Source organism: Indolivaga capnocytophagoides, assembly GCF_036511535.1.
GTDB lineage: Bacteria > Bacteroidota > Bacteroidia > Bacteroidales > Dysgonomonadaceae > Dysgonomonas_A > Dysgonomonas_A capnocytophagoides.
The window spans coordinates 45,791-68,984 of the sequence record NZ_AP028867.1; the positions used below are offsets into that span (position 1 = coordinate 45,791).

A 23,194-nucleotide genomic window follows, 5' to 3' on the forward strand; every position below is an offset into this window, starting at 1 on the left:
TATAAACTGTCCGGTTTGAATAAGAATCGGGCAGTTTTTCAATTCATATCAAAAAGTAATTATAGGTTATGGTAAAGAAAAGAAAGATTGGAAAATCAGGTTTAGAAGTTGTTCCTTTCGCCTTTGGAGGGAATGTATTCGGCTGGACGGCCGATGAGAAAACATCATTTAATATTTTGGACGCATATGTTGGAGCCGGATTCGATTTTATCGATACAGCTGATGTATATTCTGCATGGGTTCCGGGAAATAAAGGCGGAGAATCGGAAACTATTATCGGCGATTGGCTCAAAAAGACAGGAAAGCGCAACGAGGTGGTTATTTCCACAAAAGTAGGTGCTCAGGTGTCGGAAACTCACCGCGGGTTGAAAAAAGATTATATCCTTCGTGAAGTTGAGGATTCGTTGAAGCGTTTACAAACAGATCATATCGATTTGTATTTCACTCATTTCGATGATCTGACAACACCTGTGGGTGAAACGCTTGAGGCTTATGCTCAATTGATAAAAGAGGGAAAAGTAAGATATATCGCTACTTCAAATATGTCTCCCGAGCGTATCCGTGAATCGCTTAAGTATTCCGAAGATAATAATCTGCCTTCTTATATTTGCTTGCAGCCTCAATATAACCTCTATGACCGTAAGGGATACGAGTCTACTTACGAATCGTTAGTCAAAGAAACCGGATTGGGAGTAGTCAGCTATTATTCATTGGCAAGTGGTTTTCTAACAGGAAAATACCATTCGGTGGAGGATATAGCATCCAGTGCCCGTAAAGGTCAGCTAGAGAACTATATTAACGATAGGGGACAGGCTATCTTAACTGCTTTGAGCGAGGTTGCTAAAGAATACAATGCAACTCAGGGACAGGTTGCGCTAGCATGGTTGTTGGCTCGTCCATCAATTACGGCTCCTATAGCCAGTGTCTCTAAAGTCGAACAATTGGATATACTGAAAGCAGTAGAGCTGGATCTAAGCAACGAGGCCGTTGAAAAATTGAATGAAGCCAGTAAGTATTAAGCTCGTAAGCTAAAAAATAAAGAGACTGCTCTCTTGCGCAGTCTCTTTGTTTTTTATGAATTGGAACTAATCTGTTTCGGCCTGTTTATCGGGATTATATAGATACTCAAACATCAGGTCTATCTGGCTTTTGAGTGTTCGCTCCTCTGATAGGGGAGGAATATTATTTTGCCCGAAAAATCCTTTATCAAGTATATCGAAAGCTGTGTTGAATTCTCCGCCTGTCAGTTTACAGAGTATAAATATTTTATATGCGTAATGAGATGCGGGAGGGTGGGGATGACAGCGTTTATCATGAACGGCTGCGATTCGGATTGGTTGTATGTCCAAACCTGTTTCTTCCTTTACCTCCTTCACTGCAACTTCCGATGGTGAAAAACCAACATCTGCCCATCCTCCGGGAATAGCCCATCCTCCATCTGCCCTTTCTTTAACAAGCAGTATTTCATTCTGATCATTAAATACCACAGCCCGTATATCTACTTTAGGTGTCACATAGTCGGTTTCTATCCGATAACAGCTTTCTACTGTTGATAGAGAAATGTTGGTTACGAGTGAAGTGATTTTGTTACTAAGTGATAACAGCTCCTGATAACGTTCGGTATTATATTCATCAGCGGCGTATACCAGTCCTGTTTGGGACAGTGCCCTGATGCGTGTGGCTATGTTGAGTATTTCTTTTTCCGTCTCCATGTTTTTATTCGCTTGTCAGAGCATTCCATTCTAACGAAGCAAACCCGTTTATAACCTTATTACACTTGCCGGCCAAGCTATTGGCTGGATGTGTGGTTGCTACACCTACGGTAGTCATTCCTGCTGCATTACCTGCTTCCAATCCCGCAAAAGAGTCTTCAAAAACAATACAGTTTTGTGGTTCGATACCCAATTCTTTGGCAGCCAACAGATAACACTCTGGATTTGGTTTTCCATTCTTTACTCTGGCCGCCGAAACAATCGTGTCGAACAACTTGTCTAAATGTTTTTCTTTATTGACTCCTATTAGTTTCGTTTCGGAAGAGCTTGTTACCAGCCCAACTTTTATTCCTTTCGCTTTCAGGGACTCAACAAATTTGACCGAACCGGGAATTTCTGGAAAAGACATTTGTTCTTCAAACCGGTCGTGATCTTCGAGTAGTTCATCTATTTTTCGGGCAGACACGTGTGCGAAATATTTTTTTAGGATATTAGGCATGGTTGTGCCTTTTATCACGGATTCGAAATTAGCTATACCTACTTTATATTTTTCTCCGGTTTGTTTCCAGAAAATACTGTATTGTGGTTCTGTATCTATTATTACCCCGTCCATATCGAAAAGGGCACAAGTTATATTTGCCATTTGAGTGATAATTTAAAGTAAGGTCCAAGACCTGTTTGTTTATAGACTAAAAGAGTTTTTATAATTGTTTATTATCAGATTTCTTTTTCGAAGATGTAATCTTCCATCAGATAACCGTTGCCGATATCAATATCCTCTTCTCCTGAAATACTGAACCCCATCTTTGTATAGAATCCGTGTGAACGGTTGAATCTATTCATATTAAGAGTAATATATTTATCTCCCTGCTTTTTGGCAAGTGATGAGATATATTCGATAAGTGTTTTGCCAAAGCCGCCACCTTGCTTGTTGGGCAGTACATATAGCTTATGAATTTTTGTTTTGTTCGTTCCCTTGTAATGGTATTCAATCGATGCAAAACCGTTATATTCTTGGGCGGTGTTGTTACGGATTAGAATGAAATACTGTCCATTCTGCATTTGATCAGAAAGTGATTCATTACTATACATCATATCTAACATATACATAGATTGCTCCGAGGATAGTATTTCACCATATGTTTTCGTCCATGCTGTTGTTGCAATATTACGTATCAATGGTATGTCTTTAATTCCTGCTTTTTCTATATGCATTTCTGTCGTTATTTTGCAAACAAAATTAGTAAAAATGGGTAAAACCTTCAGTCTGAAATAAAAGAAAGTATTCTATTTCAAATAAAAAATCCTACCCGAGTTGCAACTTGGTAGGATTATATGTAAGTACAAATGTAAAAGTATATTGTCGATTTTAATAGTAATAAGTGTTGGAACCGTAATTCGTTTTTGCATTCAATACAGCAGCTCCCGCAATGATTGAAGCTCCTAGTAGAACCTCCCAACCTGTATTATTGGCAGGTTTCTCTATGTAAAACATATCTCCTCGGGTAGACATATCACCGGGTAATTCACGGGGGGCAATAGCATTTGTTTTTATCAAGCTTGCTATATAAAAATCCTGTTCGTAGGATTGGGGTTTATCGGGACTTGTATATATTGTTACATAGCTGGTAAACTTAAAAGGGGCATCCTCTGCCGAAAAATCAGATCTTTTTACAGATCTTTTCTCTCCTAATTTGTTTCCCATATGCGCGTCCCTATATGGTTGACGTATCATAGATTGTAATCCAAAATTGAGATTTAGATTTGAATTACTGACCTTGGTTCTCGGTGGAATAAATGAGACATTGCTAGGCAGGCTCATCATTCCGGTCATATCGCTGACTGCCCGATCAGGACTGTTTAGATATGTATTTGCACTTCCTTCAAAACGCATAACATTCCCCTCATAGCTTATAGCCTGATCTTGTATAATCAGAGCTGATCTTCCCCAATCGACATACATTGGTACATTTAGCTTATTATATACTGTGATCTGTATAGGTGCATTTTCTCCATTAAAAGAGTGTGCTATCCATAAACTGTCATTTTCAAAAACGAAATCGCCGTTTTCTACTTTAGTAGTTGTCGGGGTTTCGGTATTCAGATAAGAATAGAAATAGGTCGATGCGCACGAAGAAAGCAAGAATGGTAGTGCTGCTAATAAAATAAGCTTTTTCATATGCCTTGATATTTTATATATGATATGGTATTCTATATTGTTGTGTTTTTTTATTTGTGAAAGTATGAAAAAAGCATTGATAAGAGTTGTTTTTTGGAAGAAAATAATTCTGTAAGTGAAAAATTAAATTAAAATCAAAGTCTGCCTTTAGACAGATTTAAATCCATGATTTTAAGATCCGTTTATTTTTTGTTTTGCAATTCAAATTGTAACTCTGTTATTTTATTATTTTGTTCATTCATTTTCTTTTCCTGCTCTTCATTTTCTTTTTTTAAGTCGATTACATACAATGTAAGTTCTTCTATCTTTTGCAATAACTTAGCTTGCATTTCACCCAGACTCACCCCATTTTCTTTAACCTCTTTTTCGGATGGAATGTCGGGTAGATGTTTGTGTGTGTTGATGTGATTTTCAACATCCTGAAGTGTCGGTAATTTGTAATCTTTATCGAATACGAAATCAGCCCATCCAGCTTCAACTTTTACTTCAGTCGCACGGATCGTTCCGGCTACATCGAGTTTGTTTTGAGGATTAATCACTCCTATACCTATGTTACCAGTAGCGGTAATCGCTAAACGACATTGTGTGGCAGTAAAGAACTTTATACCAGCATGTCCGCTTTGCCATAATGTTGGAGCTCCTGGTTGCCATGAATCAACAACCCATTTTATTGCATAGTTTCCGATAGACTTTTGGTCATATATGAAATTGTCGTTATATACATATGTCAATTCTCCATTCGATAGTTTGATATTACCTCCTGCATTAATATTCTGAGTGACACCTAAGCTACCATCAATGGCTTGATCTCCATTATCTACAAGAGCCTTAGCCCATTTACCTTCACCCAATTCATTTGTACTTCTGATATACATGGCTGGCCAACTGTTAGTCCTGTTTATGCCAAAAGCAATTTGTCCACCCCAATGGTACGGCTTAGATAATAAGCTTTTATTAATAGAGTGAGCGATATTTATACCCCAAAATAAATCATAATCTTTATTAGGCATATTTACAGAACTAGATCTTGCAGATTCATAAAATCCGGAATATCTTAAAGTATTCCAATCCAGAGTGTTTAAAGTTGAGATTTCTTGAGAAAATAATAGATTAGTGATAGATAAATAAAAAATAGTCAATATTAGTTTCTTCATACTATAAATTTTGTGTTATTAATAAAGTTTAAATATAGCTAGAAAGATCTAGAAATTCTATCAGATAAAAAGAAAAAGTCATACCATTTGGTATGACTTTTTCTTTTATTTATATTGAAGTTGATTACTTCACTTCCTCAAAATCTACATCTGTTACGCTGTCGTCGTTCTTTTGTTGAGAACTACCTCCGGCGTTAGGGTTTCCTCCCATATTAGGATCAGCACCCGGTTGTCCGCCTGTAGCGTTATACATTTCCTGACTTAAAGCCTGAAACAGATTGTTCAATTCAGCCATTGCTGTATCTATTGCATCTACATCCTGAGCCTTATGAGCATCTTTCAACTTGTTCAATGCAGCTTCGATAGGAGCTTTTTTGTCGGCTGGAATTTTATCTCCAAGTTCAGTTAATTGCTTTTCTGTTTGGAAAATTAAAGAGTCAGCCTGATTAAGCTTATCGATTTTTTCTTTTTCTTTTTTGTCTGATTCAGCATTTGCAGCAGCTTCGTCTTTCATTCTTTGAATTTCAGCATCGCTCAAACCTGATGATGCTTCGATTCTGATCGATTGTTCTTTTCCTGTTGCCTTATCTTTAGCTGATACTTTCAATATACCATTGGCATCGATATCGAATGTTACTTCAATCTGAGGTACCCCACGCATTGCAGGTGGTAGTCCGTCAAGGTTGAACACACCTATTTGCTTATTGTCTCTGGCCATCGAACGTTCTCCTTGAAGTACATTGATTTGTACTGAAGGCTGATTATCAGCAGCAGTAGAGAAAGTTTCGCTCTTACGTGTAGGTATGGTAGTATTCGACTCGATAAGTTTTGTCATTACTCCACCCATTGTTTCGATACCTAAAGAAAGAGGAGTTACGTCTAGCAACAATACGTCTTTAACGTCTCCTGTCAATACTGCACCTTGTATGGCAGCACCCACGGCAACTACTTCATCGGGATTAACACCTTTAGAAGGAGCTTTTCCGAAGAATTTTTCAACTTCAGCTTGTACAGCAGGTATACGTGTCGAACCTCCTACAAGGATAACTTCATTGATATCTGATGCTGATAATCCTGCATCTTTCAATGCATTGCGGCATGGTTCTACACAAGCGCGGATAAGAGAATCAGCCAACTGTTCGAATTTAGCACGAGTTAATGTTTTAACCAAGTGCTTAGGCATACCGTTTACCGGCATGATATATGGAAGATTGATTTCTGTTGAAGTTGTGCTCGAAAGTTCTATTTTTGCTTTTTCGGCAGCTTCTTTCAAACGTTGAAGAGCCATTGGGTCTTTACGTAAATCAAGTCCTTCTTCTTTTAAGAATTCTTCGGCTAACCAGTCGATAATAACGTGGTCGAAGTCATCTCCACCCAAGTGAGTATCACCATTAGTTGATTTTACCTCGAATACGCCGTCTCCAAGCTCAAGGATAGATATATCGAAAGTTCCTCCACCTAAGTCGAATACAGCAATCTTAAGGTCTTGGTTCTTTTTGTCCAAGCCGTAAGCCAAAGCTGCGGCTGTAGGTTCGTTGACAATACGTTGAACTTTAAGTCCTGCGATTTCACCGGCTTCTTTAGTTGCCTGACGTTGCGAGTCGTTGAAATATGCAGGTACTGTAATTACAGCATCAGTTACTTCTTGTCCTAAATAATCTTCGGCTGTTTTCTTCATCTTTTGAAGTATCATAGCCGATATTTCCTGTGGAGTGTATAAACGTCCGTCTATATCTACACGAGGTGTATTGTTGTCTCCTTTTACTACCTTATAAGGCACACGGGGGATTTCGTTTTGCACTTGATCCCATGTTTCACCCATAAATCTCTTGATAGAGAAGATAGTTTTTTCGGGATTTGTTATAGCCTGACGCTTAGCGGGGTCACCTACTTTACGCTCGCCGCCATCTACAAAGGCAACTATAGAAGGCGTAGTACGTTTTCCTTCGTTGTTGGCGATAACGATAGGTTCGTTACCTTCCAATACGGCAACACAAGAGTTTGTGGTACCTAAGTCAATTCCAATTATTTTTCCCATTTTTATATATTATATTTTATTGTTTTCATTTACTTGTTTTGTCTGTCTTACGTTTTGTATTCGCAAAGACATTAGGGTTTATTCAAAACTTGTGCCAAAAAATAAAGGGTTTTTGAAATATGACATTTTGACAGAAATTCGATTCATACTCATTCTTTTTCTTTTGAATGTGTTTTGCGATAATGTTAGGCAATGTTGTAGATGTTTATTCGGTATTAGATATATTTTGCTGATATTTTAGTTGTTTTGGGCATTTTGATATTTTTTTGAGGAAAAAAATAGCATAAATTTTAGTTTTTGTTGTTTGTAATGTATTTATATATAGGTGTTTGTTTTATTTTTATTTATGCTATTTATATCGCATAAATAAGATATATTGAACCATTGTTCATCACATGCGTTTATAGTGCATACCTTCACACTTCGAAGGTTAGTGTTTATTCAAAAAAAAAGTGTTGTTTTTAAGTAGCGAAAGCCTGTGATGTGAGATCACGGGCTTTTTCGCATTATATACTCTGTTTTTTGATTGACTGGGTTGTTTTCCCTTTTTTATAGTCAGTAGGGTGGAGCAAAAAATAAATAGCTGGCGTCGGATGTGTTTTATCCGAAAAAGTAAAACTAAGTTGGAGAAGACAAGGATAAGCTGATAGCTCTGGCAGATGATGTAGTATTGCCGATTTTAATATATGCCTTATGACAAAAGGTTGGAATGGTGTGAAAGTTGTGCAGAAAAGGTGATGCTGTTTATCAATAAAGAAAGGTGGAGCTTTAAAAGCTCCTGTTCCTTCTTATTTTTTAGACTCTTCAACAGATACCTTACGAAATTCTTTAAGCGCTTTTTCAATTGCTAAAGAAGATTTTCTGGCACGAGTTCCGGCTGCTTTGTTTCCGTTTTCTACTTGAAGAGCTGCGTCTTTTGCAAATTCTGCGAAAAGCTCGTTTAAGTTGTCTAGTAATGCTTTCATTTTGTTCTATTAAAAATTAAATCGGGACAAAGATATATTCTATCCTCGTTTGCACGCTATTTTGAAGACACTTTTTTTGACAAAATGTTCATTTTATTTTTTAATCGATACTTGTCTGTAGGCTGTGATATTTATCTTGTCGTATTCAATTGTCTGTAAATCTTGAGTTTTGGTGAAGCGGCTAGCCACAGCCGGACTTTATCTGATTTTGTAGTTTATTCCTGCTTTTCGGGCTTGTGAATGCTGGAGTCTCCGTTGTATATTATACTCATGCCCGTCTTTCACGAAATTGCTTCCTGTTTGTTTAAACCAAAACGAGATGTTATTTTCTATACAAACCTGCCTGATATCCAAAATCCAATCGTAGTTGCAGGTACGTATATTATGGTAACCTGATTCGCCTCCGACAACAACCTGGTCTATCCATTTTCCGACAAACGGGCGTAAGTTTATTGATTCGAGTATCGGTTCACATATAATGATCTTGTGTTTTATGGGACTGCTTTTATACAATGGCAGTCGGTAATTGGCTCTCTCCTGATTCTCTACGGTACAACAGATCGTAACATGATCGTATCCGTCTCCCCAGTCTTCAGGTAGATTTACAGAGAGTCTGTCTATACGTTTGGTTATCATCAGAAAAGTGAGATCGGAGCGTTCTCGTATCATCTGCCAAGCTTCGGTTCTCCATTCATCGGCATCTTCAACGAAAAAATCTGAGGTGAAACAAGTTGCAATTTCCGATCCGGGTGGTATTTTATATTCACCGTTTTTCTTTTTCTGCACTGGTAGGTCGAAGTTTTTAGTCTTGGAAACAATACTGCTATCTATACCTCTCTTCGCATCGCCCCTGTACACGTAACAATTGCGGCAGCCTTCGCTCAATTTATGACAACCATGCCATGGATTCCACAGTTTTTGCATATTGGTAGGAAAGATGATGTTTAGAACCAAAGATAATGAATTGCCCGACGATTACCTAATGGAACGGATGTCGTGGACTGATGAGATTAAACTTCTTTTATAAAAGTGCAGTCTTTAACGCGGTGGAGAAGATTTGACTGGTCGATGAATATGTTTTTGTAATGTTCGCCGAACAAATTGGTGTATTCCGACAAGAACATAGCTCTTATAGAACGTTTGTTATCTGTTTTTTTTATGATGTAATCTCTGCCGTGCTTCAGTTTCATTCTACAAAGATAGAAAAAGCCTTTCAGTACTAGGGTTTGATTCTCCTAATAGATATTGTCTTTTTGAAAAAACGCTTTGTGTTTTATCGGAAAATGCTTATATTTGAGTTTATTGAGATCGGAGTATAATAAACATTTTAACCTGTTGATTTAATAAACGGAACTGAACGTTTTAAGTAGCGAGTGCAGAGTCAAACTCGTTTGGACTATGCCGAGTCTCGCAAAACGACTAATATAATTGAACGTATATAAAAGCACTCGGAATGGAATTATTTCTTTTAATAGTATTTATTTTTTCAATCTGTATATCGTTATTTTCTGCAGGATATTTTATTGCATGGCTGTGTCATGGAGATAAGGCCATTCATTTTTTCAGAATAAGCCTGAGAGTGATGTTTGGCGTTTTACTTATCATAGTGCTGGGATCTAAACTGGTATTTTAAAAGCTGTAATAGGATTTTCTTAAATAGCACAAAAGGCCTTCCATCCCTGGAAAACCTTTTGTGGAAAATCCCTAACATCCATTCCGGTAATTGTCTTACATGTTTAGTTTGCCTAAGTACTAATCATTTTAAGTTCCCGTAAAAAATTCTAATAACTACTAATAAATAAAATTATTGAAGCTTGTTTTACAAATGTATTCTGTTGTTATAGAATGTTGTATAATATTTTTCTCCTTTATTCTTCTTAATTGCAAAAAATACTTCAGTAAAATATCCACAGAAGCATTTTACCTTTATTTTATCGAAAATATATTGAAGAACATACCTTCAATTTAGTTGTTAATATGATTAATATGTAATTTTAAAGTCAGAGACCTTGCATTAGAATCTGATCTCATTTTTTTGTAACATATTATACAAAACTTAAAACGAAAATCTTATGGACTCAGAAAAACTATCGAAACAGTATATCGAAAACTACAACAAGCTGGCAGACAGGTATAACAATTCGGATATTAAAAGCATTGTATCCGGCATCAATGAAGCCATTTATTACGGAGATAAGCCTAAAGTAGAAAGCTGTTATCTAAAGATACAATCATGGAATTCGGATGTCTCGGATATGGAAGAAAACCGTAATTCGCTCAATCATAAATTTAAACATATGCATCTGCCTTCAGTGGAGATGTTTACTATTGTATATGATAATATCATAAAATGCTGGCGGTTTAATACCGATGCCGAATAAGTTTGTGATTGTTCCGTTTTGTCGTGAGATAGAATAGTGCGAAAATTTGCAAATATCGGCAATATGATATAACTTTGCGGCTCAGATAAGGTTATTAATGGCTTATGCCCTAGCATTAGGGAAGAAAATCGGGGGTGTAGGCTACCTTTTGTAAATGTATTCTTTTTTACATACCCTAATAGTTTAATTTAAAAACTTAAATTATTGAGTTATGAAGAAAAGTAGAATCTACTTGGCTCTTTTGGTCATGGGCACTGCATTTTGGGGAATCTCTTTCCCATTGGTGAAAGACGGTCTGAATGTCGTTCATCCGTATTCATTTCTATTATATCGGTTTTGTTTAGCGGCAATAGTTCTGTCTGTGCTATTCTACAATCACCTCAAACGTATCAATTGGAAGACTGTGAAATACGGTATTCTGGTGGGGATACCTCTTTTTCTGGCCATATTGCTTCAGACAGTCGGATTGCAATATACAAGTTCGGCCAATGCTTCTTTTATCTCAGGGATGGATGTTTTGTTGATTCCGGTACTTAAACTGTTTATATTCAAGAAATCTGTAAAGCCGAAAACATGGGTTGCCTGTAGTGTGGCTTTAGTCGGTCTTTATATCATAGCGATGAGTTCAGAGAACGGAGGTTTCAATACCGGTGATTTATATGTGCTCGGAGGTGCTTTAGCCTTCGGATTCTATGTCTTGCTTGTTGGAAAATATACGGCTAAAGCAGAGACCATATCAATGGTGATCGTACAGCTTTATACATGTGCCGTTGCATATGCTGTATTGGTTGTCAGTGTATTGGGTACTGATCAATTAATGCTTCCTGCTGATGGAGGCGTCTGGAAAGCAGTTTTATTTACCGGAGTTTTGGCTACTGCCTACATGTATGGAATACAAAATATTTCACAGAAATTTATAGAGGAGGAAAAGATTGCACTGACTTACCTTTGCGAACCTGTATTTGCCGTGATTGCAGCTTATTTTTTAATCAACGAAACTATAACCATTTATACCGTAATAGGAGGTATTTGTATTCTGTCGGCGATGTTTATTTCTGAATTTAATTTCAAAAAGAAATTGCATCTGAAAAGTATACATCAATAAACAAAGAAACAGCAGCTTGAGAAGCTGCTGTTTCTTTGTTTATTGATTATTCTCTAACACACCGGATAGAGAATCCCCGATTACGTAATGATTTCTCAGGAGTGTCTTTTACTGTAGTTTCAGTTATTTTAAAAACATATGACTTTGCTTCTGAGCTATCCGATTCTCCTTTATTAGACTTGGCAGTCCAATAATATCCAATTACGGCCACATCGTTATTTACTATATCATGAGAGTTTTTGCCATAGAATAAGCCGCCTGCACCGGGATAAAATAATCCTGCATTAGTAGTGCTGGTAAAATATCCGCCATAGTAGGTCGGGGATCCGTATACAGTTGATATCGAAGTATTATTCCACGCATACACATTTGACGTGAATTGGCTTTTGACAAAGCTGTTAAGGTCTTTTACAACTCTCCATCCCTCAGGTGAAGGGTCGAATACCGACTTGTCGCCGTCTTCACCCCATGATGCCCATTTGGGATTGCCGCTTCCCCACCATTCTTTAGATACTCCGTCAGAAAAAAGGAGAGGATTCTGTACCGAGGTGAGTGCATCATCGAACGACGAAAAAGGTATATCCTTGATCTTTTGCCCGTGCTCATCATATGTATATACCTTAGAAAATATAATATCTATGGATGGTTCATCGGGCTTTGGTTTAGTTTCTTTTTCGTATGTGTTAGGGAATGGATCCTTACGTCCCCATTGGTAGAAGAGCCCTCTGGACAACCACCATTGATTATCTAAAAAATTACTCAATGCTCCAAGATTGCGATCCATGAATTGATCTGTTGTTGATGGAATATAATTAGTAACCCATATATGCCAGCTCCATTTTATTAATCCTTGGTTTTGATCTTTAACTGCAATAACAGCATTGCCTTCTTTTATTCCAGGTTTGACTGATAATAAAGCTTTACGCCCCTTGCCGTACACTTTTATTTCAGATACTGCTCCGGATGTACTGAGGCCGTTTGAATTGTCTGTCCAAATAAATTTTTCTTTAAAATTATTCCTCCTGCTTAGACTTCCCGGAATTCCTTCTTCTGCTCTGGAGACAGGAATGAATATAGAAGAAGTGCCGGGTTTTACCATATAACAGTTAGAAGAGTTTCTTATGTTATTTCTGCATTGTATAACTTCGAAACTGGCTTGTAGTCTCCCCGCTTTTATATTGATATATCCAACTCTGGCATCTTCCCCTGTAGCCGGCAGTGCTTCAACCTTCAGGGTCATTTGGTGGTAGTTTTTGTATGTGTTTAACTCACTGACAGTAAGCCATGAGCAAGAAAAGTCAGCTGTATTTTCATTATTGCTTATACCTATGATTTCAGCACCTTCAGGATAATCTGTATCAAAACTAAACTCGTATGTACTTTCATATTCCCTCGCTAGAAGCCCGTCATCACTTAGAGCCAGAATATACTGCCCGTTATAATTAAGATCTTTCATCTCTACCATATCATAATTTATGATCCGGGTTTTGAGATTCGATACGACAGTATATGAATTTAAGGCTTCTTCGAGGGTATTGTACCCAATGCCTTCTGCTCGAATTATTCTAACGTCATATATATGATTACGCAAAAGAGGCATATAATTGCTTTTATTGGCTCCGGAATCATAAGTGAAATCTACCCGGTAGAAATAATTTTTATTATCATATTCTCCTTCGACAACAAGACAGGGTGATGCCTTTCGTATTGATTCGTTATTGTCAGTAGATTCTTGAGCTTCGAATGTGTAAATTTCAGAATTCAAACTGTTCGATGCTCCCGAAACTGAATACTTTAGGGCATGATCTTTACCTGTTTGCGGATTCGGATTATCAGGTGTATTAGGGATAGAAGATGTATTCATTGATATTACTCCTGTAGTTGCATTCCATGCAGGAGAAATATAACCTAGTGTATTATAGTTACAAAGATATACGTTCTTGAGGGTGAAAGCCGATGTTTGAACCGAGATATCAATTTTGGCAAGCATCCTTCTCAATATTATTTCATCAATTGTGCCTGTCGATGATGTTATGTCAATACTTCCGGTTTCACCATACATGGGGATGGGGGTGTAAACGGAATTTTCGTCAGAATCCCATTTTCCTGTATTACTGACCTCTAACGCTTCCAGAATGGTTGTTTTGGGTGTTCCGATTGTAAATCCGTTTAAGGTTGTTCCGATTGAATTGCTGATATTTGCAATTAGGACAATGTTAACATTAAGATCTTCCAGAAGTATCGATTTGAATTTTATCGAATTAGATGTCTGGCTTATATTTGTCGCTTCGTTTTTGTATATCAGAGTTTCGTTTCCTGATGCATCGATTTTGAAAAGCAATACATCTATTCGGCTTATTTCATTTTCTTTTTGTCCCATCGAACGTAAGGATACTTTTTCCGGCACGGCGAATTTGGGAAGGGTTACAACAAACGAAAATTCTCTGATTTTCCCAGTATTCCCTCCCTTATTGTCATAATCGTCATGTTGACAAGACGTATGTATAAGAAGCATACTGATAATGACGTATAATAAGGTATATTTATTCATATAGAAAAAGTCTGTTAAAAGATACGTACTACTAAGCTCAGGTTTCCGGCTTTGAGGGTGAATGATCCGCTTGTGTTTGATTTGACTGTCAAAATACGATATTGATCACCGTTGCTTCCTCCGCTGACTGTTACTCCGGCCGTCTGAGATTGTACTGTTATGCCTTCGGGATGATCGGTTGAGGCTGTGATTTTAAACCCGGTTCCAATCTCCGATAACAGTATATGAGAGCTGTCTACATATAAATAATATTGAGGATCTAATACGATATTGTTTTCGGCATTAACCCAATCCTCAACTTCAGCTTCGAGAGAATAATTCCCGTCAAAAGCCTCCTCCGGAGTTACTGCTCCTTTTTTAGAAACTTTAGCTATTGTAATATTATATAAATGATTTCTTAAGATATCACCGGAAACAAAGTTCGGTAAAGTCGGAGGAATGTCTATTCTGTAATAAGATACATCGCTGTCTGTATCGAATATTCCTCCTACTACTATTGCTGTAGCATTTGATCGGATATTTACCCCTTTGGACTCGAAGGTATAAATACTTTGTTTGATTTTATTCGCTGTAGCTTCATATTTATAGTTTGGTAATTTTTCGGTTAAAACAGACAAAGGCATTGTTGCAGTAATTACTTTTCCGGAAATATTATCCCAATTAGGCAGATCATATGCTATGCGCCCCGATTGCTTTCTGTTGAATATGTAAGCTTCTTTGAAATCGAAATTGGTTACAGTACTCTGAAGGCTTATGTCAAAGCGAGCCAGCATCCGTATAAGGTATATGTTACTTAATGTAGTGGAAGTATTTGTTATTTCCGTATCTATCTCTCCATACATGGGGATATAAAGATTAAGCCATTCTGAATTCGAATCTACTGTCAGATTTGAAATAATATCATCGAATTTGTCCCCTATCTGTATTCCTAAATTATGAATATAGGAAGATGCATTTGCTATAAATACGAATTTTTGTTCGCCGGTTTCGAGCCAAGCTGTGAATGTTGAGAATTCATACTGAGGGTTTTGTTGCTGTATATCAATCCCTTTGACAGAGTATGCCAATTTATAGATGCCTCCTGTTTTTCGAAAGGCCAGAATGTCTATTTCATTTATTTCATTTTCTTGGGTAACGGACATTGATCTCAGAGAAGCACCTGTCAGATCTTGTGTGGATTGGACAAGGCTTATTGTTACTTTCTGCTTATTATTTCCCTGTCTAGTATCGAGATCTGTATCATTACTGCACGACTGAAACATAAATGCCGCAACGACTGCCAATAGTATGTGTAATATTACTTTGTACATAATCGTTTTTTTTAAGAGGGTAGTGCCTGCTGTATTGTTACCATTCGGGGATAACTGTGCTTTCGTCCCAGACTCCTATTTCGGGAGAGATAGATATATCTCCTGATGTATAATTAAACAGGATGGGAATCGTTACCTCACGATCCTTATCTAAGGATATGTTGTTATTCTTTACGAAAGTTTTAATGTCGACACTAGCAAGTATATTATTATTATCGGTCGGATTTAACAAATCAACCGTAATCGGATTGTCATAGTCAAATCTGAAAACATCACTGCAGGTTGCCCACGTTTTGTCGGCTGCCGCTGTCATTGACGGAATGTAACTGCTTACTGCTCCGTATGTTTGCATTTCAGAATTATAATACGTCTTGAGATTAGTAATATAGATTGCTACCATATTCTTCTTAGTATCAAGACCTTTTACTGCAACTTTAAAATGGATAAAAGCCGGTTTAAACTTTACAGTACCTGTGTATTTACGGTCGGATGGTATGGTAAACGCAAGCTTGCCGTAAAAAAGCGAATCGCTTGTTTGTATTATTTTCGAAGAACCGCTGTTAGGATGCGATACTTCCATATTTGTTATTTTAGAGTCAACACCCAAACCTTTTATTTGAGTATTGTCAAATGCATTTCCCCAGCATATAGCTGTGTAATTCCCTGATTCGAGCCCTAGTTTGACTCCCTGAAATTCAGTCAGGTATTCTTTATTTATCAGGCGCGATTCTACCAGATTTCCGTCTTTGTCGAAAATACCGATATTCACTTTATTTATTTTGTTAGGGAAATTCGGATATTCGAAATTGAGGATAATACCTTCGCATTCTCCACATTTAGACATATCTTCCCTTATGCATGCTGCAAACATGCATACTGTAAATAGCAGTGATATAGTTTTCGGTAAATTCATCCTTTGTTCGTTTCTGTTCTTTTTATACAACCGGAACAGACTTACAGTCCGTTCCGGTTATTAAAAATATTAGGCTTTAATTTATTTTTTTACTTAAATTTCGGGTAATACCTCTACTTCTTCCCAAGGTTTAACCTCTACGGTTACTTCTAATTCAACTTTAGGATCTTCAGGAGCAGTAGTCAGGTGTTCAGCTCCAATATTCAAGGAGTTGATTATATAATAATAACCTCCTGCCAGATTTGCGACAGATGATCCGTCTGAAGCTTTCTTCAAACCTTTAACTGTTACATATTGTTTGGCTGGTATGACCATTCCTGTGGCTGTTGCATCAGTTATCTCAAGTATGATATGAGGAACATTTTCTTGCTTAACGGCACCACTGCCATCGTCCGTAGGATCAGGGAATGTTGTTCCGTTAGCTGCACCTGTAGTTGCGGGAACAAAGTATCCCCAAACTGCTCCAGAGGGAGTATGGCTTGTGCCTGCTGTCGCTGCGGAGTTATCGTCACGGTAGATGGCTCCTGCTGCACTGTATATTGCAGGGAATGGTGATCCCCATACCGATTTATCAAAATTTAGAATATCGGCAGCAACCAATCCTGATGAAGGAAGAGTTTCGTTTAAAGGGAACTTCATATATGTATTATTGATAAATATATTTGTTACCTTGAATGATGTCAGAGGTGTTGCTACAACATTGGTTTCCAGTGCAGATTTGATTTCTTTCACTTCTATTCTGGCAACAACGGCTCTTAATTCTATGCTTGCGCTAGATGGCGTTCCGGCTGTGATAGTAGCTTCTCCTTTTACATTAACAGCATTTTGGGGATGAGTTTGTTTATCGATGTGGATAAAGCTCGATTTTAGGTCTGTAATGTTTGCCAGAGGAGAAGCAAAAGTGATAGATCCAGAGATAGCTCCGGTATTACCTATGGCATAAATTTTAGTGGCAGCTGCAGGTACAGTGAAAGTTTCCATTGTTGTTCCTGCCGGCAAAGATCCAGAGATAGGGAATTGCTGTGTGCTTAGTATATTTCCGGTACCATCGTAGAAATAAAGAGTTAGATCAGCCACATCAGGTGTAAGCCCTACAGCTGATGGTCCGTCTGCTCTCAATTGTGTATTACTTCCGATAGATATGCTAAGGCTTACTTCCTTAGTTTTTCCTGTCGGATTAACATCAGTTCCATTGTCATCGTCGCTCGAACAACTTGCGAATCCGATAACAGTAGCTAAAGCTACCGTAAATAAATAGCTGAATTTTTTGATTGTTTTCATTTTTCTCGTTTTTAGAGTGTTGTTATAGAATAGTTTAAATCGTATATTCTAAAATTTGTATATAATGTTAATTGCTGTTTTCGTAATGCCCCAATAATGCTTATTATCTCGTTTTATAAATGGGCCGCAAACTTCATGTGCGTATTTAGAATGGTGGAGATAAGCATATCCGCCGCCAATTTCAGCTTCAATGTCAAACTTGTTATTCAGATTCCACCGATAGCCGTACGAAAGCCCTGCACCTGCAAGCCATCCTTGATATCTGTCTTTTATACGAAGCGGATAGCTGGTTTTACCTACATTATAAAAAGCCCAGTGTAAATGCAATCCAAAGAAGTGGCCTGATAACGAACGATCTTTCCAATAACGAAATTCGGGTTGAATGAGTACATGTTTAAATCTTTTGTTGTTAGAAAATGTCCATGAGTTCCAGTTGATAGGAACGTCGATAGAGTATTTGTCTGATATCAGGTATTCCACTCCTAGATTGACACTTAGTGTAGCATCATAAAGCAGGTTTGTTTTGATGGACCATTTCGCAGGCTTTGCCTTTACGCTGTAATCAATCTCATCAGAATATATAGAGTGTTGTTGTATATCCTCTTTCGAAGGTTTGGATTCAGTATATGTATCCGGTGTGTGGATTATTGTATCTTTCTGTTGAAATGTATTTTCAGGAGTAATGATGTCATTTTTATATGGAGGCGTGTCGATATCAGATTCAGAGTCTTCTTTGTTTCCGAAAGAAGGTACCGGTGGATCTGAATCCGAGACTATATTATATCTTTGGTTTGCAGCTGCATGGCTAGCTCGTCCTGATCCAAAATTTTTAGAGCTGGAATTTGAAGTCGTTAAATTTCTGTCTAATTCGTCTATTATAATATTTTTAAACAGATTTTTTTCTGAATCTTCTGTATTTGTGATAGATATAATATTCAGCCCGTTTTTTTTGCTTATTTGGTATGTGTAAGTGTTATGGTCCAATATGGATAAGAGTAGCTCATCTATATTGTCTTGATTAGTGATTTGGACTTGTTTCGACATATCCAGATCGGGAAGCCCTATGATAGTATAATTGTGTTTGTCTTTAATTAAACTGATTATTTTTTCGACTGATATCTGATTTTTATCTTTCGTATTATCGCTGGCAGAGCATCCATTACACATTTGGGTAAATGTTAACAGTGCCAGGATTATTAAAACAATAATAATCAGAATGGTTCTTTTGTTTTTGTTGTTCATATCAAAAAAAATAACTCTCTTTATTTAATTGTGTTGTAAATAGAAAAAAAAGAGTTTTTTGTTGTTTTTTGGTTTGTTCTATTATAAGAACTTGTTGTTCAATGGGCAAATATAGTATAACAGATTAATATAATCTTGCTTTGTATCGTTAAAATATGTTATAGAAAAGGTGCTTTGTATCATTTTAACACAAAGCGGTGCTAGGATTGCTGTTTCTCTCAAATGAAAAGTGAAAATGTAAATAATCAGCTTGTTGTATTGTGTGATGCTGTTTTTTTTAGGATGTGATTACTAAAAATATAGTGCTTTTTTCTTAAAAAATAGTTCGTTTTCGAAATTTATGCGTTAACATATTTTTTTAATATTGTTTTTAACTTAAAAATGGGGCTTAAATAAAATAAAAATGATATTTTGGTTATAAATAATTTAGAATTTGAGCAGATGTTGAGATGTCAGATTTTATTAAAACCTGAATTAGTAGTTAAAGATGGTAAAATATCTTAGGCAACTATTATTATAAGCCTATAACAGCCGGTTTTATTAAAATTTAAACCATCCTTCGTTTTTTGTTCGGATTTTGATTGATCATATTTAAAATATATCGTATTTTTGTAGCGCCAAATAAAAGAGCATGCGCGCGTGGTGGAATTGGTAGACACGCTACTCTCAGAAGGTAGTGCCCGTTCGGGTGTGTGAGTTCAAATCTCGTCGTGCGCACAAAAAGGATTTCAATTTCTTGAAATCCTTTTTTGTTTATTATAAGTCTCACAACTTACAATATTAGTTTCATCATTATATCGGTTTGTTCGTCGTTCCCAAGTTTGAAGATGTGTTTGTCGAATTCAATGAAACCGTTTTTTTTATAAAATCTTATGGCTTTGAAATTTTTCTCCCAAACACCTAACCAGATATACTTTGCATTGATCTTGTGAGCGACCTCTATTGCTTTTTCATAAAGTAACTGGCCTATTTTCTGCCCATGATAATCTTTCAGAATGTATATTCTTTCTATTTCAATGGCTTGGATATCATTTAATTCAGTCTGTGCACTACCCGAATTCAGTTTCAGATAGCCTATAATGTCGTTGTTGGCGATGGCAAAATAAAAAAACGATGATTCATTTCTGATTTCTGCCTCAAGTACTTCTAAATTCAGATTTTCCTGAAGATATCTATCCATATCTTCCTTTGTATTGCTTTCTGAAAATGTTTCGACAAAAGTCTGGCTGCTTATCTTTTGTAGTTCGACTTTGTCCCCTACACCTATTTCTTTTATGTTTATACTTGTGTGTGTCATTATCCTTTTTTTCGTAAAGGTAGTAAGAAATGAAAGACTCCGGAATATTTGCCTGATTCCTTTTCAGAACAAAAAACACTTTTCTTTTATCTGTACCGAACATATGATGCGTCTACTTTGTTAGAAAGGTATATTATTCTAAATCTATTAGAAATGAAGAATTTGGATAAAAATGAATACCACGGATTCACTGGTTATGAAGACGCTCGTATTGCAACACCTGTAAAGAAGGTGAAGAAAGCAAATCCAAAGGCTGTGAAGGCGGCATTGAACAGAATAAATCCTGATGAGAATACTCAGGATCGAGGTTAAACCAAAGACCTGCTCCAATTCGTAAAGATTGCGGCAGGTCGTAAAATACAGTTAATAGAGACGCTACCTATAGACATTTTATATATTTTTAGTTTCAATTCTTACTCCAGCAGCAGAGAGTGTTAATGTCGTGATCTAAAGCGATAGCTTAATGCTGCTATTGTATTTAGGATGTTGAAGAAGGTCCTAGACCCCAAAGAGCAAGAAAGCCCGTGATCTCACATCACAGGCTTTTTTCTTTAAAAACAACACTTTCTTTTTGAATTAACACTAATCACTATGGATTTGTATAGTTTAAACGCAGAATAAAAAGAATAGTTCAATTTCAACTTGTTATTCAATGTTAAAAAAATAAAACAGAATGAATGTATTGTGATATGATCGGAGGTTATTCCTATTCTTATAAAATTTAAACAGACTCTTGAAGTTGAACCATAATCCGGTGTGTTTTCTCATTTTTTATCTATGTATAAAAACACATTCAATTATGGCAAAGTACACAGAAAAACTAGGAAAGAAAATAGCTGAAGCAATAGAACAGGATGAGTATACACTGGGAGAAATCTGCTCAATACACAATATCAGCCGAAAAACATTTTATCAGTGGATGATTAAATATCCCGATTTTGAAGAGATGGTTGAGAATGCCCGTCTGGAGAGAGATGAACGTCTGTCTCAGAAAGCACGTCAGATACTCAAGCAGAGAATAGAGCAGGGACGTACAGTTACTACAACCCGCTATAAATATGCAGTGGATGAGTATGGCGAATTGTATCTGACCGGAAAAACCGTAACGATGAAAGAATACTCTCCGAATGAAAAGACCCTCAAAATGGCGATATCCAAAGAAAGCGACATCAACAATAAAGAGAAAAAAATTCTTTTGCAACTGAAGGAAGAAGAACGTATTTTACAGCAAGAGCTGGAAGACCAATTATGGGAAGAGGAAAGAGAGAGAAAGTATCAAAAGTGGCTGCGGGAATCAGCAGAACAAAAAGCGGCGGAACAGCAGGCCTGCGAAAATGAAGTCTGATAACTGATTTTATTGTCACTTTTGTAACCTTTTCGAATTTTTAGTGTTTTTCGGATTGATAAATAGTTTAATAATAGTGTTTTAATAGGTCTTAAATAGTTTGTTCAACAGCGAGGATTCTATTTTATATAGACCGAAGCAGAGGGGTGATAATAAAAAAAGCCCGTGATTTCACATCACAGACTTTTCAACTTAAAACAACATTTTTTACAAACACTAATCACTATGGTTTTAATATAATGTAAACAATAGTCCGAAAAATTAGTTCAATTTTATCTATGAAATTAACTGTTTAATTAGTTTTATTGCGAATCTATAATTGTATGATTTTGTAGATATGTGCTGTAAATGTACTTATTCGCCGATAAAAACGCATAGTATGTCGATTTTTATTGAATAGACCAATTCTGAGAGTTAATTTTATCATCATATGAATAATGTCTGATGAGTAAATATAAATTGATGAAGAGACGTTTGCTTACTATAGCGACCCATACTGTTGCTTGGGTAATTTTTTTGATCATAGTACCGCTGATGCCCATGCGACCGGGAGAATCATTCAATCTGATAAATATGCTGCCTTTTGTGTTTGCTTATATTTATCTGTTGTTATTTTTTTATTTGAATGTTTATGTGTTAATACCCAGATTGGTTTCGAAACGGAAGTATCTTTTGTATGGGGTGTGTATATTTATCGGATTTGTGTCTTTTATGGTAATACAACGTGTTGTATGGAATGAAACGAGATCTAATTTCGAGCATAAGTTTTCACATAGAAAGCCATTCGACAGAGAGGGTACTTTTGCCGATTATAATGAGACATTCAAAGAGCGAATGCCTCCCCATGAAATGAAGGACATGCCGAGAGCTGATCTCGAGCCGGACAACAGTCAATCCCGAATACATATTGTTCCGAACCGCAACGGAAGTAATATGCCTTTCGAATTCAGGCTTATCACCCTGCCTTTTTTTCAGTTTCTGATGTTCTTTCTTCTGAGTATCGGTTATCGAATTAGTCTAGAGTGGTTTTCAATCAATCAGAGAAATAAGGAGATAGAAGCCGAAAAACTCAAAGCTGAACTGTCTTTCCTCAAGGCGCAGATAAATCCGCACTTCTTTTTTAATACATTGAATACGATATATGCACTGTCGCTCAATAAATCGGATAAAGCTACGGATGCCATTCTGGTTTTCTCACAATTGGTGAGGTATGTTCTGAATAAGGCCGAGCAGGATACAGTTCCGCTTTCGGAAGAAATAGTTTATCTGAGTGATTATATTGATTTACAGAAATTGCGCTTTTCCGAAAATTTGAAAGTAGAGTTTAACGTAAGTGGTGATATCGAAAAATATACAATTGCCCCGTTATTGATCATGACTTTTGTCGAAAATGCTTTTCAGTATGGTGTAAGTACTCACTATATCTCTGATATTATAATCAACCTGTCTGCCAAAGCAGGCATAATTCATTTTGATATTACGAATAAGATATATAAGACCCAGAAACAGGTGGGAGCGGGCAGGCAAAGTATAGGAATCGGTAATACAACAAAAAAGCTGGATCTGATTTATCCCGACAATTATAGATTGAATATAATGAATGATGGATACGAATACAGAGTCGATCTGGACATTAATGTAGGATATGATCAGACAGTCAAAGACGGTATTTCATAGATTCTCTAAGATTAACAAAGCAGAAGAAAACGGAAAATTAAAAA

Annotated in this window: 21 protein-coding genes and 1 tRNA gene; 8 read left to right on the forward strand and 14 right to left on the reverse strand. The window is 36.7% G+C overall.

Features of this window, described 5'->3' with window-relative positions:
• Nucleotides 1–68 precede the first annotated feature (68 nt).
• Nucleotides 69–1,019: an aldo/keto reductase gene (locus AABJ51_RS00240; protein WP_321577227.1), complete on the forward strand. Its 951-nt coding sequence runs from the start codon at nucleotides 69–71 to the stop codon at nucleotides 1,017–1,019.
• 66 nt (nucleotides 1,020–1,085) lie between these two features.
• Here the strand turns inward: AABJ51_RS00240 and AABJ51_RS00245 are convergent, their stop codons facing one another.
• From AABJ51_RS00245 to AABJ51_RS00280, 8 genes are all read right to left on the reverse strand, one after another.
• The gene (locus AABJ51_RS00245; RefSeq protein ID WP_338373897.1) at nucleotides 1,086–1,712 is read right to left on the reverse strand and encodes an NUDIX hydrolase N-terminal domain-containing protein; all 627 of its coding nucleotides are present in this window, start codon (nucleotides 1,710–1,712) and stop codon (nucleotides 1,086–1,088) included.
• Nucleotides 1,713–1,716: 4 nt separating this feature from the next.
• Nucleotides 1,717–2,355, reverse strand: a complete 639-nt coding sequence (locus tag AABJ51_RS00250; RefSeq protein WP_338373898.1) for an HAD family hydrolase — start codon at nucleotides 2,353–2,355, stop codon at nucleotides 1,717–1,719.
• Between the two features lie 74 nt (nucleotides 2,356–2,429).
• Nucleotides 2,430–2,927, reverse strand: a complete 498-nt coding sequence (locus AABJ51_RS00255) for a GNAT family N-acetyltransferase (RefSeq protein ID WP_338373900.1) — start codon at nucleotides 2,925–2,927, stop codon at nucleotides 2,430–2,432.
• 154 nt (nucleotides 2,928–3,081) lie between these two features.
• Nucleotides 3,082–3,891, reverse strand: coding sequence for a hypothetical protein (locus AABJ51_RS00260; protein ID WP_321577228.1), 810 nt, complete (start codon nucleotides 3,889–3,891; stop codon nucleotides 3,082–3,084).
• Between the two features lie 182 nt (nucleotides 3,892–4,073).
• Nucleotides 4,074–5,045: a hypothetical protein gene (locus AABJ51_RS00265; RefSeq protein WP_338373901.1), complete on the reverse strand. Its 972-nt coding sequence runs from the start codon at nucleotides 5,043–5,045 to the stop codon at nucleotides 4,074–4,076.
• A gap of 124 nt (nucleotides 5,046–5,169) precedes the next feature.
• On the reverse strand, nucleotides 5,170–7,083 hold the full coding sequence (dnaK, locus tag AABJ51_RS00270) for a molecular chaperone DnaK (protein WP_338373902.1): 1,914 nt from the start codon (nucleotides 7,081–7,083) through the stop codon (nucleotides 5,170–5,172).
• A 788-nt stretch (nucleotides 7,084–7,871) separates the two neighbouring features.
• Nucleotides 7,872–8,048, reverse strand: coding sequence for a BF3379 family histone-like protein (locus AABJ51_RS00275; protein ID WP_026626220.1), 177 nt, complete (start codon nucleotides 8,046–8,048; stop codon nucleotides 7,872–7,874).
• Between the two features lie 198 nt (nucleotides 8,049–8,246).
• A complete protein-coding gene (locus AABJ51_RS00280; RefSeq protein ID WP_338373903.1) occupies nucleotides 8,247–8,972 on the reverse strand; it encodes a DUF5131 family protein in 726 nt (241 codons plus the stop codon).
• A 529-nt stretch (nucleotides 8,973–9,501) separates the two neighbouring features.
• On the opposite strand from AABJ51_RS00280, the gene AABJ51_RS00285 reads away from it, so the two are divergent.
• From AABJ51_RS00285 to AABJ51_RS00295, 3 genes are all read left to right on the forward strand, one after another.
• Nucleotides 9,502–9,681 carry a hypothetical protein gene (locus AABJ51_RS00285; protein WP_338373904.1) on the forward strand — a complete coding sequence of 60 codons (180 nt, stop codon included), beginning with the start codon at nucleotides 9,502–9,504 and terminating at the stop codon, nucleotides 9,679–9,681.
• Nucleotides 9,682–10,120: 439 nt separating this feature from the next.
• Nucleotides 10,121–10,429, forward strand: a complete 309-nt coding sequence (locus AABJ51_RS00290; protein ID WP_026626217.1) for a hypothetical protein — start codon at nucleotides 10,121–10,123, stop codon at nucleotides 10,427–10,429.
• A 211-nt stretch (nucleotides 10,430–10,640) separates the two neighbouring features.
• Entirely contained in the window at nucleotides 10,641–11,534 is an 894-nt protein-coding gene (locus AABJ51_RS00295; RefSeq protein ID WP_338373905.1) for a DMT family transporter, read from the forward strand.
• Nucleotides 11,535–11,580: 46 nt separating this feature from the next.
• On the opposite strand, the gene AABJ51_RS00300 is transcribed toward AABJ51_RS00295, so the two are convergent.
• The 5 genes from AABJ51_RS00300 to AABJ51_RS00320 form a co-directional block, all read right to left on the reverse strand.
• On the reverse strand, nucleotides 11,581–14,085 hold the full coding sequence (locus AABJ51_RS00300; RefSeq protein ID WP_338373906.1) for a hypothetical protein: 2,505 nt from the start codon (nucleotides 14,083–14,085) through the stop codon (nucleotides 11,581–11,583).
• Between the two features lie 14 nt (nucleotides 14,086–14,099).
• Entirely contained in the window at nucleotides 14,100–15,395 is a 1,296-nt protein-coding gene (locus AABJ51_RS00305; RefSeq protein ID WP_338373907.1) for a fimbrial protein, read from the reverse strand.
• 37 nt (nucleotides 15,396–15,432) lie between these two features.
• Entirely contained in the window at nucleotides 15,433–16,308 is an 876-nt protein-coding gene (locus tag AABJ51_RS00310; protein ID WP_338373908.1) for a FimB/Mfa2 family fimbrial subunit, read from the reverse strand.
• Between the two features lie 93 nt (nucleotides 16,309–16,401).
• Complete coding sequence (locus tag AABJ51_RS00315; protein WP_338373909.1) at nucleotides 16,402–17,589, reverse strand: FimB/Mfa2 family fimbrial subunit; 1,188 nt, start codon at nucleotides 17,587–17,589, stop codon at nucleotides 16,402–16,404.
• 48 nt (nucleotides 17,590–17,637) lie between these two features.
• Nucleotides 17,638–18,756, reverse strand: a complete 1,119-nt coding sequence (locus AABJ51_RS00320) for a DUF3575 domain-containing protein (RefSeq protein WP_338373910.1) — start codon at nucleotides 18,754–18,756, stop codon at nucleotides 17,638–17,640.
• A 708-nt stretch (nucleotides 18,757–19,464) separates the two neighbouring features.
• On the opposite strand from AABJ51_RS00320, the gene AABJ51_RS00325 reads away from it, so the two are divergent.
• Nucleotides 19,465–19,548, forward strand: a tRNA-Leu gene (locus AABJ51_RS00325).
• Nucleotides 19,549–19,603: 55 nt separating this feature from the next.
• Here the strand turns inward: AABJ51_RS00325 and AABJ51_RS00330 are convergent.
• Nucleotides 19,604–20,128, reverse strand: a complete 525-nt coding sequence (locus AABJ51_RS00330) for a GNAT family N-acetyltransferase (protein WP_338373911.1) — start codon at nucleotides 20,126–20,128, stop codon at nucleotides 19,604–19,606.
• 153 nt (nucleotides 20,129–20,281) lie between these two features.
• Between AABJ51_RS00330 and AABJ51_RS00335 the strand changes: the two genes are divergently transcribed.
• From AABJ51_RS00335 to AABJ51_RS00345, 3 genes are all read left to right on the forward strand, one after another.
• Nucleotides 20,282–20,440: a hypothetical protein gene (locus AABJ51_RS00335; RefSeq protein WP_166786295.1), complete on the forward strand. Its 159-nt coding sequence runs from the start codon at nucleotides 20,282–20,284 to the stop codon at nucleotides 20,438–20,440.
• Between the two features lie 487 nt (nucleotides 20,441–20,927).
• The gene (locus AABJ51_RS00340; RefSeq protein WP_338373912.1) at nucleotides 20,928–21,473 is read left to right on the forward strand and encodes a terminase small subunit-like protein; all 546 of its coding nucleotides are present in this window, start codon (nucleotides 20,928–20,930) and stop codon (nucleotides 21,471–21,473) included.
• Between the two features lie 444 nt (nucleotides 21,474–21,917).
• Nucleotides 21,918–23,150: a sensor histidine kinase gene (locus tag AABJ51_RS00345; RefSeq protein ID WP_338373913.1), complete on the forward strand. Its 1,233-nt coding sequence runs from the start codon at nucleotides 21,918–21,920 to the stop codon at nucleotides 23,148–23,150.
• Nucleotides 23,151–23,194 lie beyond the last annotated feature (44 nt).

What these genes read in the sequence shown, in the direction of transcription:
- AABJ51_RS00335 (WP_166786295.1), top strand. Translation starts at nt 20,282, where the DNA reads ATGAAGAATTTGGATAAAAATGAATACCACGGATTCACTGGTTATGAA.
- AABJ51_RS00320 (WP_338373910.1), bottom strand. Translation starts at nt 18,756, where the DNA reads ATGTGTAATGGATGCTCTGCCAGCGATAATACGAAAGATAAAAATCAG.
- AABJ51_RS00275 (WP_026626220.1), bottom strand. Translation starts at nt 8,048, where the DNA reads ATGAAAGCATTACTAGACAACTTAAACGAGCTTTTCGCAGAATTTGCA.
- AABJ51_RS00285 (WP_338373904.1), top strand. Translation starts at nt 9,502, where the DNA reads ATGGAATTATTTCTTTTAATAGTATTTATTTTTTCAATCTGTATATCG.
- AABJ51_RS00245 (WP_338373897.1), bottom strand. Translation starts at nt 1,712, where the DNA reads ATGGAGACGGAAAAAGAAATACTCAACATAGCCACACGCATCAGGGCA.
- AABJ51_RS00340 (WP_338373912.1), top strand. Translation starts at nt 20,928, where the DNA reads ATGGCAAAGTACACAGAAAAACTAGGAAAGAAAATAGCTGAAGCAATA.
- AABJ51_RS00300 (WP_338373906.1), bottom strand. Translation starts at nt 14,085, where the DNA reads ATGAATAAATATACCTTATTATACGTCATTATCAGTATGCTTCTTATA.
- AABJ51_RS00260 (WP_321577228.1), bottom strand. Translation starts at nt 3,891, where the DNA reads ATGAAAAAGCTTATTTTATTAGCAGCACTACCATTCTTGCTTTCTTCG.
- AABJ51_RS00345 (WP_338373913.1), top strand. Translation starts at nt 21,918, where the DNA reads ATGAGTAAATATAAATTGATGAAGAGACGTTTGCTTACTATAGCGACC.
- AABJ51_RS00330 (WP_338373911.1), bottom strand. Translation starts at nt 20,128, where the DNA reads ATGACACACACAAGTATAAACATAAAAGAAATAGGTGTAGGGGACAAA.
- AABJ51_RS00250 (WP_338373898.1), bottom strand. Translation starts at nt 2,355, where the DNA reads ATGGCAAATATAACTTGTGCCCTTTTCGATATGGACGGGGTAATAATA.
- AABJ51_RS00290 (WP_026626217.1), top strand. Translation starts at nt 10,121, where the DNA reads ATGGACTCAGAAAAACTATCGAAACAGTATATCGAAAACTACAACAAG.
- AABJ51_RS00305 (WP_338373907.1), bottom strand. Translation starts at nt 15,395, where the DNA reads ATGTACAAAGTAATATTACACATACTATTGGCAGTCGTTGCGGCATTT.
- AABJ51_RS00295 (WP_338373905.1), top strand. Translation starts at nt 10,641, where the DNA reads ATGAAGAAAAGTAGAATCTACTTGGCTCTTTTGGTCATGGGCACTGCA.
- AABJ51_RS00310 (WP_338373908.1), bottom strand. Translation starts at nt 16,308, where the DNA reads ATGAATTTACCGAAAACTATATCACTGCTATTTACAGTATGCATGTTT.
- AABJ51_RS00255 (WP_338373900.1), bottom strand. Translation starts at nt 2,927, where the DNA reads ATGCATATAGAAAAAGCAGGAATTAAAGACATACCATTGATACGTAAT.
- AABJ51_RS00240 (WP_321577227.1), top strand. Translation starts at nt 69, where the DNA reads ATGGTAAAGAAAAGAAAGATTGGAAAATCAGGTTTAGAAGTTGTTCCT.
- AABJ51_RS00315 (WP_338373909.1), bottom strand. Translation starts at nt 17,589, where the DNA reads ATGAAAACAATCAAAAAATTCAGCTATTTATTTACGGTAGCTTTAGCT.
- AABJ51_RS00280 (WP_338373903.1), bottom strand. Translation starts at nt 8,972, where the DNA reads ATGCAAAAACTGTGGAATCCATGGCATGGTTGTCATAAATTGAGCGAA.
- dnaK (WP_338373902.1), bottom strand. Translation starts at nt 7,083, where the DNA reads ATGGGAAAAATAATTGGAATTGACTTAGGTACCACAAACTCTTGTGTT.
- AABJ51_RS00265 (WP_338373901.1), bottom strand. Translation starts at nt 5,045, where the DNA reads ATGAAGAAACTAATATTGACTATTTTTTATTTATCTATCACTAATCTA.